The organism is Flavobacterium degerlachei (assembly GCF_900106645.1).
Lineage (GTDB): Bacteria > Bacteroidota > Bacteroidia > Flavobacteriales > Flavobacteriaceae > Flavobacterium > Flavobacterium degerlachei.
The window spans coordinates 39,841-55,690 of the sequence record NZ_FNMV01000003.1 but is presented as its reverse complement, the minus strand read 5'-3'; the positions used below and the strand labels follow the sequence as shown (position 1 = coordinate 55,690).

The following is a 15,850-nucleotide window of genomic DNA, read 5'->3' as shown; positions in this document are numbered from 1 at the left end:
AAAATATATGGACTTAAACAAACTAAAAGGGCAGCTCCAAACAGAAGTAGATACTGCTTTTTTGTATGAAAGTATTGCTGCCATACAAACTGATGATAATTTAGTCCGTGTATTGCAAAGTCTGGGTGAAATTGAAAAGGGGCATGCCAAGCATATGCTTGATAAAGTGATAAGTGCGGAGCCTAATTACAAAATACCTTCACCATCTTCAAGAGCTAAGATTCAGTTAAAATTGGGAAAGATTTTTGGCTATGGTTCCATAATTAGTAGTTTGTCGAATATCGAAAAACAATTTGCAGTAAATGCTATAAAAAACAAAATAGAAAGCGGAGGAAAACCAACCGGTTTTGAGCACAATCATCTAAAAATAATTGAAGCGGTTAATGATAACGCAGCTTTTAATGTTTCAGGAGGCTTTTTATCGAAATTTGAAAGCCGACATAAATCCGTTGGCGGGAATGCTTTACGGGCCGCTGTTTTAGGATCGAATGATGGCTTGGTTTCTAATATGAGTTTGGTAATGGGTGTTGCGGGAGCGGCAGTCTCAAACAATACCATATTACTGACGGGAATTGCAGGATTAATGGCTGGAGCTATTTCGATGGCTTTGGGCGAATGGCTATCGGTACAAAGTTCAAGGGAATTGAATCAACGCCAAATCGATCTGGAAACGGAAGAACTGCAAGCTTCTCCGGAAGAGGAAAAAAAAGAGTTAGTTTTATTATATCAGGCAAAAGGAATGAGTATCGAAGAGGCTACGAAATTGGCGGAGAAAGCATTCGAAAGCCATGAAACAGCTATAGACGCCATTATAAAAGAAGAATTGGGAATCGACAAAGAAGAATTAGGTGGTTCGGCATGGGAAGCGGCAATTGCTTCTTTTGTGCTTTTTTCAATAGGTGCCATTATTCCTCTTTATCCCTTTATGTTTTTGGACGGAAAAAATGCCATTTTATTGAGCGTAGGAAGCAGTGTTATCGGACTTTTTGGTATTGGTGCCGCCATTACTTTGCTCACCGGAAAGAGCATTTTGTTCTCTGGCTTTAGACAAGTATTTTTCGGTTTGGCCGCCGCCGCCGTAACCTACGGTATTGGATCGTTAATAGGAGTTTCATTAGCAGGATAAATTGATTAAGTTTGTTGAATACTAATATACCAATTAAATTATATAATTATGAATGATGCTCACTTACACCTTGTGGTAAATCACTTTCCAATAATAGTGACTTTTTTGGGATTGGGGATTTTGGTAGTTGGAATGTTTTTAAAGAACAATTCGGTAAAAAATACCGCTTATGTCTTATTTGTTGTTGCTGCAATTTTTGCTTTGGCTAGTATGGCTACAGGAGATGGCGCAGAAGAAATGGTTGAGGATATGCCCAGCATAGGAAAAAAAATTATCCATGAGCATGAAGAATTGGCAGAGAAATTGACTTTAGTTTTATATGCTACGGGACTTTTTAGCTTACTTTCATTATATACCTCTTTCAAAAAAAATAAATTTGCTAAAATACTATCATATAGCACCTTATTACTTGCCTTTGCTGCTTCATTTTTAGCTGTTGGGGTAGGGAATTCTGGTGGGGAAATACGTCATACCGAGATTAGGGCAGAAAGTACTAATGCAATAATAAATGACACTAATGCTGTTAAAAGCCAAAATTCAGAGGAAGAAGAATAGATTGAAAATTCAAAGTACTAATAATAATTTAACAAAAACTCTCTGTTAAGTTAAATTTAATATTGTGTTCTAAATAAAATTTCATGTATATTTGCAACAGGAATTAAAATTCTAAAATAAAACACAGTTATGTTTACAATACAATTGCATCATCATCATTTTCATTCTTGCTCTCAAGCGAAGTGTTAATGATATGCATGTAAATCATCATATTTAAAAACCCGTTTGAGTACATCAAACGGGTTTTTTATTTGCCATTTTTTGTACTCAGACATATTTAACAAGAAAACTAAAAACAAAAAAAATGAGTACATTAAAAATTGCAATTCAAAAATCAGGACGTTTAAACGAAGAAAGCATTCAGATCTTAAAAGATTGCGGAATCTCGATTAACAACGGAATCGATCAATTAAAAGCTGAAGCGTCAAACTTTCCTCTAGAGGTATTATACTTAAGAAACTCTGATATTCCTCAATATTTGATTGACGGTGTGGTAGACATTGCCATTGTTGGAGATAATTTATTGGTAGAAAAAGGAAAAGGAATTGAAGTGGTTCAAAAACTTGGGTTTTCAAAATGTAAGGTTTCTGTTGCTGTCCCCAAAACATTCGAATATAATTCAATTCAAGATTTAAACGGACTTCGTATTGCGACTTCATATCCTAATACCGTTATCGAGTATTTTAATTCTTTTGGTGTGAATGTTGATATTCACCAAATTTCAGGTTCGGTTGAAATTGCCCCAAATATTGGTCTTGCAGATGCTATTGTCGATATTGTTTCAAGCGGAAGTACTTTGTTTAAAAACAACTTAAAAGAAGTAGAGATAATTTATAAAAGTGAAGCAGTTTTAGCTGTTTCTCCAAAAGTAACTCCAGAGGTTCAAAAATTAATTGACACTTTAAAATTTAGAATAGAATCGGTTTTAAGAGCTCGTAAATCAAAATACATTTTGATGAACGTTCCTAACGATAAAATTGAGCAAGTAGGAAAGATTCTTCCAGTACTGCGTAGTTTGACTGTTTTGCCATTAGCACAAGAAGGTTGGAGTAGTGTACACTCAGTAATCGATAAAGATACTTTTTGGGATGTAATCGATCAATTAAAAGAGGCTGGAGCCGAAGGAATTTTGATTTGCCCAATTGAAAAAATGGTACTTTAGATAATTATAAATTATTAAGTATGAATTATAAAGTTGAGCAAAACTTAGTAGTTGATACTTTAGCAAACTTTGCGAAAACTCTTTGCGAGCTTTGCTGTTAAACCAAAAAACGATGAATAAAATATATAGCCCGAAACCCGATACTTGGTCAGAAATCTTGGAGCGACCTACAAAAACGGTCGACGATATTGAACTTACAGTAAAAGAAATTTTCAAAGAAGTTCAGAAGAAAGGGGATGAAGCTGTCGCAAAATACACTTCGATTTTCGACGGTGTCAATTTTGAAAATCTAGAAGTTTCTATACAGGAAATTGAAACGGCTGTTGCTGCTGTTCCTACTGAATTGAAGGAAGCAATTCAATTAGCTAAAAGCAATATCGAAAAGTTTCATGCGGCTCAAAAAACAGCCAAAGTGGAAGTAGAAACGGTAGAAGGTGTACAATGCTGGCAGGAAAAAAGACCGATTCAAAAAATTGGTTTGTATATTCCTGGTGGTACAGCTCCTTTGTTTTCAACGGTTTTAATGTTGGCTGTTCCTGCAAATATTGCAGGGTGTAAAGAAATTGTCTTGTGTTCACCTCCAGATAAACAAGGAAATATAAATCCAGCGATTTTATACGCGGCTCAATTATGTGGCGTAACTAAAATTTTAAAAGTAGGAGGAATTCAAGCGATTGCCGGTCTGACCTTTGGTACTCAAACAATCCCTAAAGTATATAAAATATTTGGACCAGGAAATCAATTTGTAACTGTTGCTAAGCAATTAGCGACACAATATGGTGTTGCAATTGATATGCCTGCTGGACCTTCTGAATTGTTGGTTGTAGCTGATGACATTGCTGTTCCCGCTTTTGTAGCCTCGGATTTATTGTCGCAAGCAGAACACGGAACGGATAGTCAGGTTATTTTGGTTTCTACTTCTAAAAATCTGATTGATGCTGTTGAAGATGAAATTCAACTTCAGTTAGAGCAGTTACCTAGAAAAGAAATTGCAGAAAAAGCAATCGCAAATTCAAAGTTGATTTATGTCGCAAACGATTCGACAGCTTTAGAATTAATCAATGAATACGGACCAGAGCACTTTATTGTTTGTACTGCCAATGATGATTTTTATATTGACGGAATTGAAAATGCAGGTTCGGTTTTTATTGGGAATTATACGCCAGAGAGTGCTGGAGATTATGCTTCAGGAACAAACCATACATTGCCGACAAACGGTTACGCAAAGAATTATAGTGGTGTAAATCTAGATAGTTTCACTAAATCAATGACTTTTCAAAAAATATCTGAAGTCGGAATTCAGAAAATTGGAAAAGCCATTGAAGTTATGGCTGAAGCTGAAGGATTGCAAGCACATAAGCATGCCGTTACTTTGAGATTGAAGAGTTTAGAATAAAGAACATAGAATAAAGAAAATAGATATACATTTAGAACTACAGTAAATCTTTGTTCTATTCCCTAAATTCTTTACTCTTTTTAAAATAGGAAAATGGAAAATTTCGATATAAATAATTTAGTTCGTGAGAACGTAAAAACCATGAAACCGTACTCATCGGCTCGTGATGAATTTAAGGATTTTGATGTTGCTCAAATGATTTTTTTGGATGCCAATGAAAACCCTTATCAAAGTGGGGTAAATCGTTATCCAGATCCACAGCAAAGCAGCGTGAAAGCAGTTTTAGCAAAACAAAGAAACCTGCAAGCCAATCAAATTTTACTTGGAAACGGTAGTGATGAAGTATTAGATCTATTGTTCAGAGCTTTTTGCGAACCAAATGTGGACAATGTAATCACATTGCCACCCACATATGGAATGTATGGCGTTTTGGCAAATATTAATGCAGTTGCGAATAGAGAAGTACTACTTTCTACAGATTTCCAACCGGAAATTGATGCTATTCTTGATGCTGTCGATGAGAATACTAAAATGATCTTTTTATGTTCGCCAAACAACCCTACCGGGAATACTTTTTCGGATGAAAGTGTGGTAACTTTACTGCAAAATTTTAAGGGATTGGTAGTTATTGACGAGGCATATATTGATTTTTCAAAAAAGCAAAGTTGGTTAAATGAATTGGACGAATATCCTAATTTGATAATTACGCAAACCTTGTCAAAAGCCTATGGCTTGGCAGGAATTCGTTTAGGAATTTGTTACGCTTCTAGTGCAATTATTGGTGTTTTGAATAAAATCAAACCACCTTATAATGTAAATGAACTGACGCAAAAAAGGGCTTTGGAAAGATTAGCAGACAAAGAAAAAATTCAACTCGAAATTGACTCAATTATAATGCAAAGAGAAGATTTACTTAAAGTTTTAGATGAAGTAAAATTTGTATCAAAAATATATCCTACTGAAGCGAATTTCGTTTTGATTAAAGTAGATGATGCCAGCAAACGCTACAATGAATTAATAGCTAAAGGAATTGTTATTAGAAACAGGACAACTCAGCCGTTATGTGAAAATACCCTACGATTAACTATTGGGACAGCAGAAGAAAATAAAAAATTAATGGATGCATTATTAGCGATTAGCTAATTTTCAAAAGAATTATAAAATGAAAAAAGTACTTTTTATCGATCGTGACGGAACGATTGTTTTAGAACCAGAAGGATATCAATTAGACAGTTTAGATAAATTAGAATTTTATCCAAAGTCATTTCAATATTTGGCTAAAATCGCCAATGAATTGGAATATGAATTAGTAATGGTAACCAATCAAGACGGTCTTGGAACGGATAGTTTTCCTGAAGACACATTTTGGCCTACGCAAAATTTCATATTGAGGGCTTTTGAAAATGAAGGAATCCTTTTTGACGACATTTTTGTAGATCGCTCTTTTCCTGAAGATAACGCACCTACACGCAAGCCCAGAACGGGAATGTTGACAAAATATATAGATAATCCAGCCTACGATTTAGCGAATTCATTTGTTTTAGGGGATCGTTTAACGGATGTAGAACTAGCCAAAAACCTAGGAGCGCAAGCAATTTTCATGAACACGACTGAGGGTGCTGGAAGTACTGAAATTGCTGCAAAAAGAGAAGAATTAGACTCTGTAATTACTTTGCAAAGTACAGACTGGAAAGTGATTTATGAGTTTTTAAAACTAGAAGCACGTTCAACTACTATTTCTAGAAAAACGAATGAAACAGACATATACATCAATCTTAATCTGGATGGAACTGGAAAAAGCAAAATCGAAACTGGAATTGCCTTTTTTGATCATATGCTTGACCAAATTGCACGCCACGGACAAATGGATTTAGAAATTCTTGTAAAAGGAGATTTAGAAGTTGATGAGCATCATACTATTGAAGACACTGCTATTGCTCTTGGAGAAGTTTTTGCGAAAGCATTAGGGAATAAACTGGGGATTGAGCGTTACGGTTTTTGTTTACCAATGGACGATTGTTTAGCACAAGTAGCGATTGACTTTGGAGGAAGAAACTGGCTAGTTTGGGAAACTGAATTCAAACGTGAAATGGTTGGGAAAATGCCAACAGAAATGTTCTTGCACTTTTTTAAATCATTCTCAGATGGGGCAAAAGCCAATATCAATATCAAAGCAGAAGGACAAAACGAGCACCATAAAATTGAGGCCATTTTTAAGGCTTTCGCCAAAGCAATTAAGGTTGCCGTAAAACGTGATACCGAAAAGATGATTTTACCAAGTACGAAAGGGATGCTGTAGCCCCCTAACCCCCGAAGGGGGAATTAATGGGCATATAAATTAGTTTAGAAAAATATTATGGATCAAGAAAAAACACAATCTTCTTCAACTCCCCCTTCGGGGGCTGAGAGGCTTGTAATCATAAATTACGGAGCAGGAAATATTCAAAGCATTATGTTTGCTATCGAAAGATTGGGATTTAAGGCGGTTTTGAGTAATGATCCAGCCGAGATAAAAGCAGCCGATAAAGTAATTTTTCCTGGTGTAGGTGAAGCGAGTTCAGCGATGGAGATGCTTTTAGAAAGTGGTTTAGATACTTTAATACCAACATTGAAACAACCTGTTTTGGGAATCTGTTTGGGAATGCAATTGATGTGCAATCATACTCAAGAAGGAGATACGAAAGGATTGGGAATTTTTGATGTAGACATACTCAAATTTTCATCAAAAGTAAAAGTACCACAAATGGGGTGGAATAATATTTACAACCTCAAATCAGATTTATTTAAAGGTGTTTCTGAAAATGAATACATGTATTTGGTACACAGTTTTTACGCGCCCAATTGTGCAGAATCAATTGCGACTACTAACTACGAAGTGGAATATGCTTCGGCATTACAAAAAGACAATTTTTACGGAACCCAATTTCACCCTGAAAAAAGCGGTGATGTAGGAGAAAAAATTCTTGGAAATTTCCTAAAACTTTAAACCTGAAAAAAATTATGCGTATAATACCAGCCATAGACATCATCGACGGAAAATGTGTCCGTTTATCAAAAGGGGATTACAACACTAAGATCATATACAATGAAAACCCGCTGGAAGTGGCTAAATCATTTGAAGCACACGGAATAGAATACTTGCATTTGGTTGATTTAGATGGAGCCAAATCAAGCCAAATAGTCAATTATAAAATATTGGAACAAATCGCTACTCAAACGAGTTTGAAAATTGATTTTGGCGGTGGATTGAAATCTGATGCCGATTTGAAGATTGCCTTCGAAAGTGGTGCTAACCAAATCACAGGTGGAAGTATTGCTGTAAAAAACAGAGCGATTTTCGAAAAATGGATCGCTGAATACGGAGCAGATAAAATTATCCTTGGAGCAGATGCTAATAATGAAAAAGTAGCCGTTTCAGGTTGGTTAGAAGAGTCTAACGAAGATTTAGTTCCTTTCATTCAAGATTATCAGGCTAAAGGAATTCAGTACGTTATTTGCACTGATATTGCTAAAGATGGAATGCTAGAAGGTCCTTCTTTTGATTTGTACGCGAAGATTTTGGCGGAAGCCCAAGGAATTAAATTAATTGCTTCAGGTGGAATTTCTACATTTGATGAATTGCCTAAACTGGACGAATTAGGTTGTGAAGGTACGATCATTGGAAAAGCAATTTATGAAGGACGGATCTCGTTGAAACAATTGGAACAATATATTATAGCATAAATTCAAATTTTTTAGAGACGCACACGGTAGAGACGCACTGCAGTGCGTCTCTACACAAAACGAAAAAAATCATGTTAACAAAAAGAATTATACCCTGCCTAGATATAAAAAACGGTCGTACCGTTAAAGGCGTAAATTTTGTAGATTTACGAGATGCAGGTGATCCTGTTGAACTGGCAAAAATTTATTCAGATGAAGGCGCTGATGAATTGGTATTTCTAGATATTTCAGCAACTGAAGAGCAAAGAAAAACATTGATTGACTTAGTTCGAAAAGTGGCTTCTACAATCAATATTCCGTTTACCGTTGGTGGTGGAATCTCATCTGTAGAAGATGTTGCCATTTTGTTGCAAAACGGGGCTGATAAAGTGTCTATCAATTCATCGGCGGTAAAAAATCCGCAGTTGATCAATGATTTGGCGCAAAAATTTGGAAGCCAATGTGTAGTTGTTGCAATTGATGCAAAACAGATTGCCGGTGAATGGGTAGTACATTTGGTTGGAGGAAAAGTACCTACTGAATTAAATCTATTTAATTGGGCAGTGGAAGTGGCAGATAGAGGCGCGGGAGAAATCTTGTTTACTTCAATGGATAATGACGGAACTAAAAATGGTTTTGCTAATGAAGCTTTGGCTAAATTATCAACATTGGTAAATATCCCGATTATTGCTTCTGGAGGTGCTGGAAATATACAGCATTTTGTAGATAGTTTTGCAGTTGGAAAAGCAGATGCAGCTTTGGCCGCAAGTGTATTTCATTTTAAAGAGATTGAAATTAAGACCTTAAAACAAGAATTGAAGAATAATAATATCGAGGTGAGATTGTAGAACATAGAAAAAAGAGTAAAGAAGTCAGAGGTAAAATCTTTCAATATTTGTATCTTTTAATCATTAAATTATAAAAAATGAACATAGATTTTTCAAAAAGCGCAGACGGATTAATTCCAGCAATTATACAAGACAGTGAAACTAAAGCCGTTTTGATGTTGGGTTACATGAATGCGGAAGCGTATCAAAAAACAGTTGAAACACAAAAAGTAACTTTTTTCAGTCGTTCTAAGCAAAGACTTTGGACAAAAGGAGAAGAGAGTGGAAATTTTTTGAATTTGGTTGATATCAAAAATGACTGTGATGGTGATACCTTGTTAATTCAAGCAAAACCGGTGGGACCAACTTGCCATACAGGTGCTGACACTTGCTGGCAAACAGAAAATAAATCAGATTATGGATTTATTTCAACATTAGAAGACACTATTGAACTTCGAAAAAATAACGCCGATTCTGAAAAAAGTTATGTGGCTTCATTGTTCAAATTGGGAATGAACAAAATCGCTCAAAAGGTAGGTGAGGAAGCTGTTGAAGTGGTTATAGAAGCCAAAGATGACAACGATGATTTGTTTCTAAGTGAAAGTGCCGATTTGCTATTTCATTACCTTATTCTTCTTCAAGCCAAAGGATTCAAAATTGATGATGTTGTAGAAGTACTAAAAAGTCGTCAGAAGTAGATAAATTTCCTTGTTAATAGTATTACAGAAACCCCAATAGCGAATTCATTTGCTGTTGGGGTTTCTTTTTTCTTTTTTATCAAAAGACAATCCCTTATATTTACTATTTATATTAAAAAAATACCACAATAGATTTATGAATTTTGATATTGAAACGCGTACTAAAGATTTAAATCATACAATTATAAAAACAGGACTCCATTTCATATTAACCACTGATGAAGATGATTCACGTCCAGTATACCTTTCGGGAAATTTTAACGAATGGCGTACTCAGGATAAAGAGTTTATGATGGAGAGAGTTGGAGCTGGTTTGTATCACTACAAATTCACCCACGATTTTGATTATCCGGAGACTCTTTTATATAAATTCACCAAGGGAGATTGGAGTGAAGTAGAAATTGACAGTGCGGGTAATCGTACTGAAAACAGATCAACAATGAAACACACGGGGATTCAGAAAGAACATGTAGCAAGATGGCGTAAAAACTGGTTGCCTTTCAGACAAAATTTCTTACCGCAGCTGATGCTTATATCTGATGCTTTTGAAATTCCGCAGCTTAATAAAACGCGAAAAATATGGGCTTTGCTTCCGCATGATTATGACAGCTCTGATGAACGTTATCCTGTTATGTATTTGCAGGATGCCCAAAATTTATTTAATGAAAGTGCAGAGTACGGGAATTGGGAAATTGACAAGAAGCTGGCTGTAATGTCTGAATATAAAATAGGTAAAATCATCGTCATTGCCATAGAACATGCCGAAGAGGATAGAGTAAAGGAATATAGTGTAGGGAAAAGTGTCCTTGGAAAAGGGCAAGGAAAAAAATACATCCGTTTTGTGACTGAAACCCTAAAGCCATTTGTTGATATTAATTTTCGAACAAAAAAAGACAGAGAAAATACAGGAATAGGAGGTAGTTCGATGGGCGGATTAATCAGTATTTTTAGTGGATTGCGCTATCCAGAAGTTTTTGGGAAATTAATGATTTTCTCTCCTTCACTTTGGGTTAAGCCAGATCTGAAAATTAATATTGCAGATGAGAGTATCAACGACACTAAAATTTATTTATATGCGGGTGGTGATGAAAGTGAAACGATGATTGAACACGTGAAAAGTTTTAAAAACCGAATGCTTTCAAGTGAATTTGTGAAAGATAAAATGAAAATTAATTTAAGCATCAATAAACAGGGAAAGCACAACGAAACCTATTGGAGTGATGAATTCCCTAAAGCAATTGAGTGGCTGTTTTTTAACAATAAAGACAATTAAATGAAAACAAAAAAAATTGACAACTTAAAAGAATTTTCGGGAACAGTTTTAATTCCAGTTTTTGAAACGACTGCTAAAAATTTAATTCCCATTAAATATGATGATTTAGCCGTTTCTGCCAAAGTTTTTTACGGAAAAAAAGACACTCATTATTTAGTTGAAAAAAATGACAATACCTTTATTTTTATAGGGTTAGGTAAGTCAATTGATTATAAGTCGTTAAAAACGATATTTCGCAGGATAGCATCTAAGGAAAAAGAAACTTTTGCAAAAAGCGTGGCTCTGTCACTGCCTTCAGAATTTAGCTCTGAGGAAGTGGAAGCCGCTATATCTGGATTGCTTCTAGGAACTTACAGTTTAGGACATTTCAAAAAAGAAGAAGATCATCCATTTTTAGATCCTGATTTTGAATTGGATATTTTATCTGATAAAGATCATACCGATTCTATAAATAAGGCCATAAAAATTGCACGTGCACAACTAGAGACTCTTAAACTGGTTGATTTGCCACCTAACAAAGTCACGCCAAAATATTTGGCCACATGGGCGTTGGATAAAGGTGAGAAATACGGATTCGATGTTGAAGTTCTAGGTTTGGAAGCATCCAAGATAGAAGGCTTAGGGGCTTTTTTGGCTGTTGGAAAAGGTAGCGAAAACGAACCGCAATTTGTAATTATTAAGTACAGTCCTAAAGAGGAAACTGAAGCTTTAAAACATGTTGGACTGGTAGGAAAAGGAATCACATTTGATACAGGAGGTTTAAATATAAAAACCGCAGGAATGGTTCATATGAAATGTGATATGGCTGGTGGTGGTGCTGTATTTGGCGCGATGCAACTTATAGCTGATTTGCAATTACCTATAAAAGTAACTGCAATTGTTCCCTGTGCCGAGAATTCAGTAGATAGCAAATCATTTTTGCCTAGTGATGTGATTCACAGTTATAGCGGGAATTCAATTGAAATTATAGATACTGATGCTGAAGGACGTCTTGTTTTGGCTGACGGATTATCCTATTTAATTAAAAATTACAAGCCAGAATATATAGTAGATATTGCCACATTAACAGGAAGCAGTGTGGGAACTTTAGGATATGAAGCTGGTGCTTTGTTTACTAATAACGAAGCCATTTCAAAGAAACTGCAAGAAGTAGGGGACTCCATTGGAGAGCGTTTATGGCAATTGCCACTTTGGGATGTTTATAAGCAGGATATAGAAAGTGATATCGCTGATGTAAAGAATTATAGTGGAAAACCAGTCGCTGGTGCGATAAGTGCAGCTAAATTTTTGGAATATTTTACACAAGAGCACCCAGCTTGGGCGCATCTTGATATTGCAGGAGTAGCTTTTGGAGATGACGAATTTGCCAAGAGTAAACATGCAACAGCATACGGAGTTCATTTATTAACCAAGTTCATCGAAAACTTATAAGCTTATGAAAAATGCTAAGACCTTCATTTGTATTTCAAATTATTTTAAGGGTGCCGACTTTTTAATTCATTTAAAGAATCTAGGCAACAAAGTATACCTTATAACAAGCGAAAAATTGCGCGATAAGCCATGGCCACATGACTCTATCGACGAAATATTTTACATGCAAGGTCAGGACATCGATTGGAATTTGGAGCATTTATTACTGGGAGTCGGTAATTTGATGAAATCAAATCAAGTAGATGCGATTGTAGCATTAGATGATTATGATGTGGAAAAAGCCACTTATCTTAGGGAAAACCTGAGGATTGATGGTATGGGCCAAACCACAGGTCGTTATTTTAGAGATAAATTAGCAATGCGAATGAGAGCAAAAAGTTGCGGTATTAACAGTCCCTCTTTTTGTTCCTTATTCAATGATCATGATATCAATACTTTTGCAGACACTGTTTCGGCTCCATGGGTATTAAAACCACGATCTGAAGCATCTGCTTCTGGAATTATAAAAGTGTTTGATAAAGAAAGCTTGTGGATGCACATAAATGAAATGGGAAATAACCGTTTCAAGTATTTGTTGGAACAATTCAAACCCGGAGATGTTTATCATTGTGACAGTTTAATTTTAGATCGAAAAATTATATTTAGCTTGACCTCGAAATATTTGGCAACGCCAATGGAAATTTCTCAAGCGGGAGGTGTATTTCGCAGTTCAAATATTCCATATAATTCAGATGATGACAAGGCGATTAAAAAGGTTAATGAGCAGGTGTTAAAAGGCTTTGGATTGAAATATGGTGCCGCACACACTGAGTTTATTAAAAATAGTGAAGACGGGGAAATATACTTCTTGGAAACTTCCTCTCGTGTTGGTGGTGCTCACCTTGCCGAAATGGTGGAAGCAGCTTCAGGCATCAATCTTTGGAAAGAGTGGGCCGCAATCGAAGACGCATTGGTGAAAGGCAAAAAATACAGCTTACCAAAAGTGAAGAAAGGCTACGCCGGAATCGTATTGACATTATCTAAATATCAAAATCCAGATTTATCTTCTTTTTCTGATCCAGAAGTTTGCTTTACAGTTCCATTGGAATATCATGCAGGCTTAATCGTAAAATCAGATAAACATGAAAGAATACTGGAGTTACTGAATGAATATGTTGACAGATTGGTTGCAGATTATTCTGTAGTGGTGGAACAAGAAAAAGTGTCAAAGCTGCATTAGTTGAACGGTTTACAGTATCGAATTACATTATTATCTAAGGTTACAAATTCATGAAGAAATTATTCGGTTTTATTTTTATATCATTATTTATTTCAAATAACACAAAAGCACAAGGTCTGTTAAAAGGGAACAATGAAGTTTTCACAAGACAGGATACATTAAGGGGAAGTATAACCAAAGAAAGAGCATGGTGGGATGTGAAATATTATTATCTGGATATAAAAGTTAATCCTTCAGATAGCACGATTACAGGGTCTAATACTATTAAATATCAAGTGTTACAAGAGTACAATCGCATGCAAATTGATTTGCAAAAACCGATGGATATTTATAAGGTGATTCAGGATGGTAAAACTTTAAAATTCACAAGAGAAGGCAATGCTTTTTTTATTGAATTACTTGCTCCCCAAACAGCGGGCAAGACAAAAGAATTGACTGTTTTTTACGGAGGCAAACCCAAAGTAGCTGTCAATCCACCATGGGATGGAGGTATCACTTGGAAAAAAGATGGTAATGGTAAACTATTTATTGCTTCTTCCTGTCAGGGACTAGGAGCAAGTGTTTGGTGGCCAAACAAAGACCATATGTATGACGAGGTAGAGAACATGCTTATTAGTGTGAATGTACCAGGCAATTTGACGGATGTATCCAATGGCCGTTTGCAAAGTGTAAAGAAATTAAAGGATGGGACTAAAACCTATAACTGGTATGTCTCTAATCCGATTAATAATTATGGTATAAATATAAACATCGGTGATTATGTTTCCTTCTCGGAAAAATACGATGGAGAAAAAGGGAATTTGGATTGCACTTATTATGTGTTGAAAGACAATTTGGCAAAAGCCAAAGAACAATTTAAAGACGTGCCTCGAATGCTAAAAGCTTTTGAACATTGGTTTGGACCTTATCCGTTTTATGAAGACAGTTATAAGCTGGTAGAAGCTCCTTACCTGGGAATGGAACATCAGAGTTCAGTTACCTACGGAAATGGGTTTCAAAATGGATACCGAGGACGGGATTTGAGTGGAACAGGTTGGGGCCTTAAATTTGATTTCATAATTATCCATGAATCTGGGCATGAATGGTTTGCGAATAACATCACAGATAAAGATATCGCAGATATGTGGATTCACGAGAGTTTTACAAACTATTCTGAGAGTCTATTTCTAGAATATTATTACGGAAAAGAGGCTGGTTATGAGTACGTTAGGGGCATCCGAAAAAATATTGAAAATGATAAACCAATAATTGGTCACTATGGTGTAAACAGTGAGGGTTCCAGTGATATGTACTATAAAGGGGCTAATATGCTGCATACTTTGCGCCAAATTGTGAATGATGATGAAAAATGGAGAGCCACCTTAAGAGGTTTAAATAGTACTTTTTATCATCAGACGGTCACCACAAAACAGATTGAAGATTACTTAAGTGAGGCGGTTGGTATGGATTTAACCCCTTTCTTCAATCAATACTTAAGGGACACTAGAATACCTACATTAGAGTATTTCTTCAAAGATAATACCCTCGGTTTTCGTTGGACTAACTGTGTTGCAGGCTTCAATATGCCAGTAAAAACTACCCTGAACGACAAAGAAAAATGGCTTAAACCAACTACTGACTGGCTAACTGATTCCATTACAGTAGAAAATCCAAATCTTAAAATTGACGTAAATTTTTATGTGGCGGAATTTGATATTACAGAATAAAATTGGTTAATTTTACACAGGCATATTAAGAGCCAAATTGTCAAATTTCTTTTATTTTATGAAAAATTCAATTACATTACTATCGTTATTTCTATTCTTCAGTATAAATGTTTGTGGACAAAATAGTACGCAAAATCAAGAAGAGTCATTAGGTAGTATTGAAAATCCTGAAATTGCAGTTCGAATTAATCTTGATTCTATTACGCTCCCAAAATCAAGTGAAATGCTAAGTGAGAACAGCTTTTGGGCATTAATAGAAAATTCACTGAAGGAAACGACAAACCAAGAAGACCAGGAAATTTTTCTAGTTTCGGCAATTGAGAAGTTGACTCCGCAAGAAATGATAGGCTTTCGTTTACGAACTGATAAGCTACTTTTTGACACTTATAATGAAAATTTGTGGTGTGCGGCCTATATTATGAATGGTGGCTGTTCTGATGGTGGTTTTGAGTATTTTAGATGTTGGTTAATTTCTAGAGGAAAAGAAGTATTCTATAATGTAAAAGAAAACCCAGATTCCCTAATTAATGAAGTAATAGTAGGGCAAGAGAACTATGAGTTTGAAGGATTTTGGTATGTAGCTATGAATGCATTTAAAAATAAAACTGATAAAGAATTATTCTCCTATATAGATTACGATAGATTTGTTACAAATGATGAAAATTACCCCGTTCTAAAATTTTCATGGAATATAGACGAACCAAAAACTATGGGAGTAATTTGCCCTGTTTTATTTAAAAATCTTTGGAAATAAA

The 15,850-nt window shown here is 35.4% G+C and carries 15 protein-coding genes; all 15 read left to right on the top strand.

Annotated elements, in window-relative coordinates; translation table 11 throughout:
* Positions 1-7: 7 nt before the first annotated feature.
* The 15 genes from BLV91_RS03965 (at position 8) to BLV91_RS03895 (ending at position 15,849) form a co-directional block, all read left to right on the top strand.
* Positions 8-1,126, top strand: a complete 1,119-nt coding sequence (locus BLV91_RS03965) for a VIT1/CCC1 transporter family protein (RefSeq protein ID WP_091429914.1) — start codon at positions 8-10, stop codon at positions 1,124-1,126.
* 48 nt (positions 1,127-1,174) lie between these two features.
* Positions 1,175-1,681 (top strand): DUF2231 domain-containing protein, encoded by a 507-nt coding sequence (locus BLV91_RS03960; protein ID WP_091429912.1) that lies wholly within the window; start codon positions 1,175-1,177, stop codon positions 1,679-1,681.
* A gap of 304 nt (positions 1,682-1,985) precedes the next feature.
* Positions 1,986-2,843 carry an ATP phosphoribosyltransferase gene (gene hisG / locus BLV91_RS03955; RefSeq protein ID WP_091429910.1) on the top strand — a complete coding sequence of 286 codons (858 nt, stop codon included), beginning with the start codon at positions 1,986-1,988 and terminating at the stop codon, positions 2,841-2,843.
* Positions 2,844-2,955: 112 nt separating this feature from the next.
* Complete coding sequence (gene hisD / locus BLV91_RS03950; RefSeq protein ID WP_091429907.1) at positions 2,956-4,239, top strand: histidinol dehydrogenase; 1,284 nt, start codon at positions 2,956-2,958, stop codon at positions 4,237-4,239.
* A 93-nt stretch (positions 4,240-4,332) separates the two neighbouring features.
* Positions 4,333-5,382 (top strand): histidinol-phosphate transaminase, encoded by a 1,050-nt coding sequence (hisC, locus tag BLV91_RS03945; RefSeq protein WP_091429904.1) that lies wholly within the window; start codon positions 4,333-4,335, stop codon positions 5,380-5,382.
* Positions 5,383-5,401: 19 nt separating this feature from the next.
* On the top strand, positions 5,402-6,538 hold the full coding sequence (gene hisB / locus BLV91_RS03940) for a bifunctional histidinol-phosphatase/imidazoleglycerol-phosphate dehydratase HisB (protein ID WP_091429901.1): 1,137 nt from the start codon (positions 5,402-5,404) through the stop codon (positions 6,536-6,538).
* 57 nt (positions 6,539-6,595) lie between these two features.
* Positions 6,596-7,225: an imidazole glycerol phosphate synthase subunit HisH gene (gene hisH / locus BLV91_RS03935; protein ID WP_091429897.1), complete on the top strand. Its 630-nt coding sequence runs from the start codon at positions 6,596-6,598 to the stop codon at positions 7,223-7,225.
* A gap of 14 nt (positions 7,226-7,239) precedes the next feature.
* The gene (hisA, locus tag BLV91_RS03930; RefSeq protein ID WP_091429895.1) at positions 7,240-7,962 is read left to right on the top strand and encodes a 1-(5-phosphoribosyl)-5-[(5-phosphoribosylamino)methylideneamino]imidazole-4-carboxamide isomerase; all 723 of its coding nucleotides are present in this window, start codon (positions 7,240-7,242) and stop codon (positions 7,960-7,962) included.
* 71 nt (positions 7,963-8,033) lie between these two features.
* Positions 8,034-8,789, top strand: coding sequence for an imidazole glycerol phosphate synthase subunit HisF (gene hisF / locus BLV91_RS03925; RefSeq protein WP_091429893.1), 756 nt, complete (start codon positions 8,034-8,036; stop codon positions 8,787-8,789).
* Positions 8,790-8,866: 77 nt separating this feature from the next.
* Positions 8,867-9,466 (top strand): bifunctional phosphoribosyl-AMP cyclohydrolase/phosphoribosyl-ATP diphosphatase HisIE, encoded by a 600-nt coding sequence (gene hisIE / locus BLV91_RS03920; protein WP_091429891.1) that lies wholly within the window; start codon positions 8,867-8,869, stop codon positions 9,464-9,466.
* 136 nt (positions 9,467-9,602) lie between these two features.
* The gene (locus BLV91_RS03915) at positions 9,603-10,739 is read left to right on the top strand and encodes an alpha/beta hydrolase (protein ID WP_091429890.1); all 1,137 of its coding nucleotides are present in this window, start codon (positions 9,603-9,605) and stop codon (positions 10,737-10,739) included.
* Entirely contained in the window at positions 10,740-12,170 is a 1,431-nt protein-coding gene (locus BLV91_RS03910) for a leucyl aminopeptidase family protein (protein ID WP_091429888.1), read from the top strand. It begins immediately after the preceding gene.
* A 4-nt stretch (positions 12,171-12,174) separates the two neighbouring features.
* On the top strand, positions 12,175-13,389 hold the full coding sequence (locus BLV91_RS03905) for an ATP-grasp domain-containing protein (protein WP_091429887.1): 1,215 nt from the start codon (positions 12,175-12,177) through the stop codon (positions 13,387-13,389).
* A 50-nt stretch (positions 13,390-13,439) separates the two neighbouring features.
* Positions 13,440-15,095: a M1 family metallopeptidase gene (locus tag BLV91_RS03900; RefSeq protein ID WP_091429886.1), complete on the top strand. Its 1,656-nt coding sequence runs from the start codon at positions 13,440-13,442 to the stop codon at positions 15,093-15,095.
* Positions 15,096-15,153: 58 nt separating this feature from the next.
* On the top strand, positions 15,154-15,849 hold the full coding sequence (locus tag BLV91_RS03895) for a DUF4240 domain-containing protein (RefSeq protein ID WP_091429885.1): 696 nt from the start codon (positions 15,154-15,156) through the stop codon (positions 15,847-15,849).
* Position 15,850 lies beyond the last annotated feature (1 nt).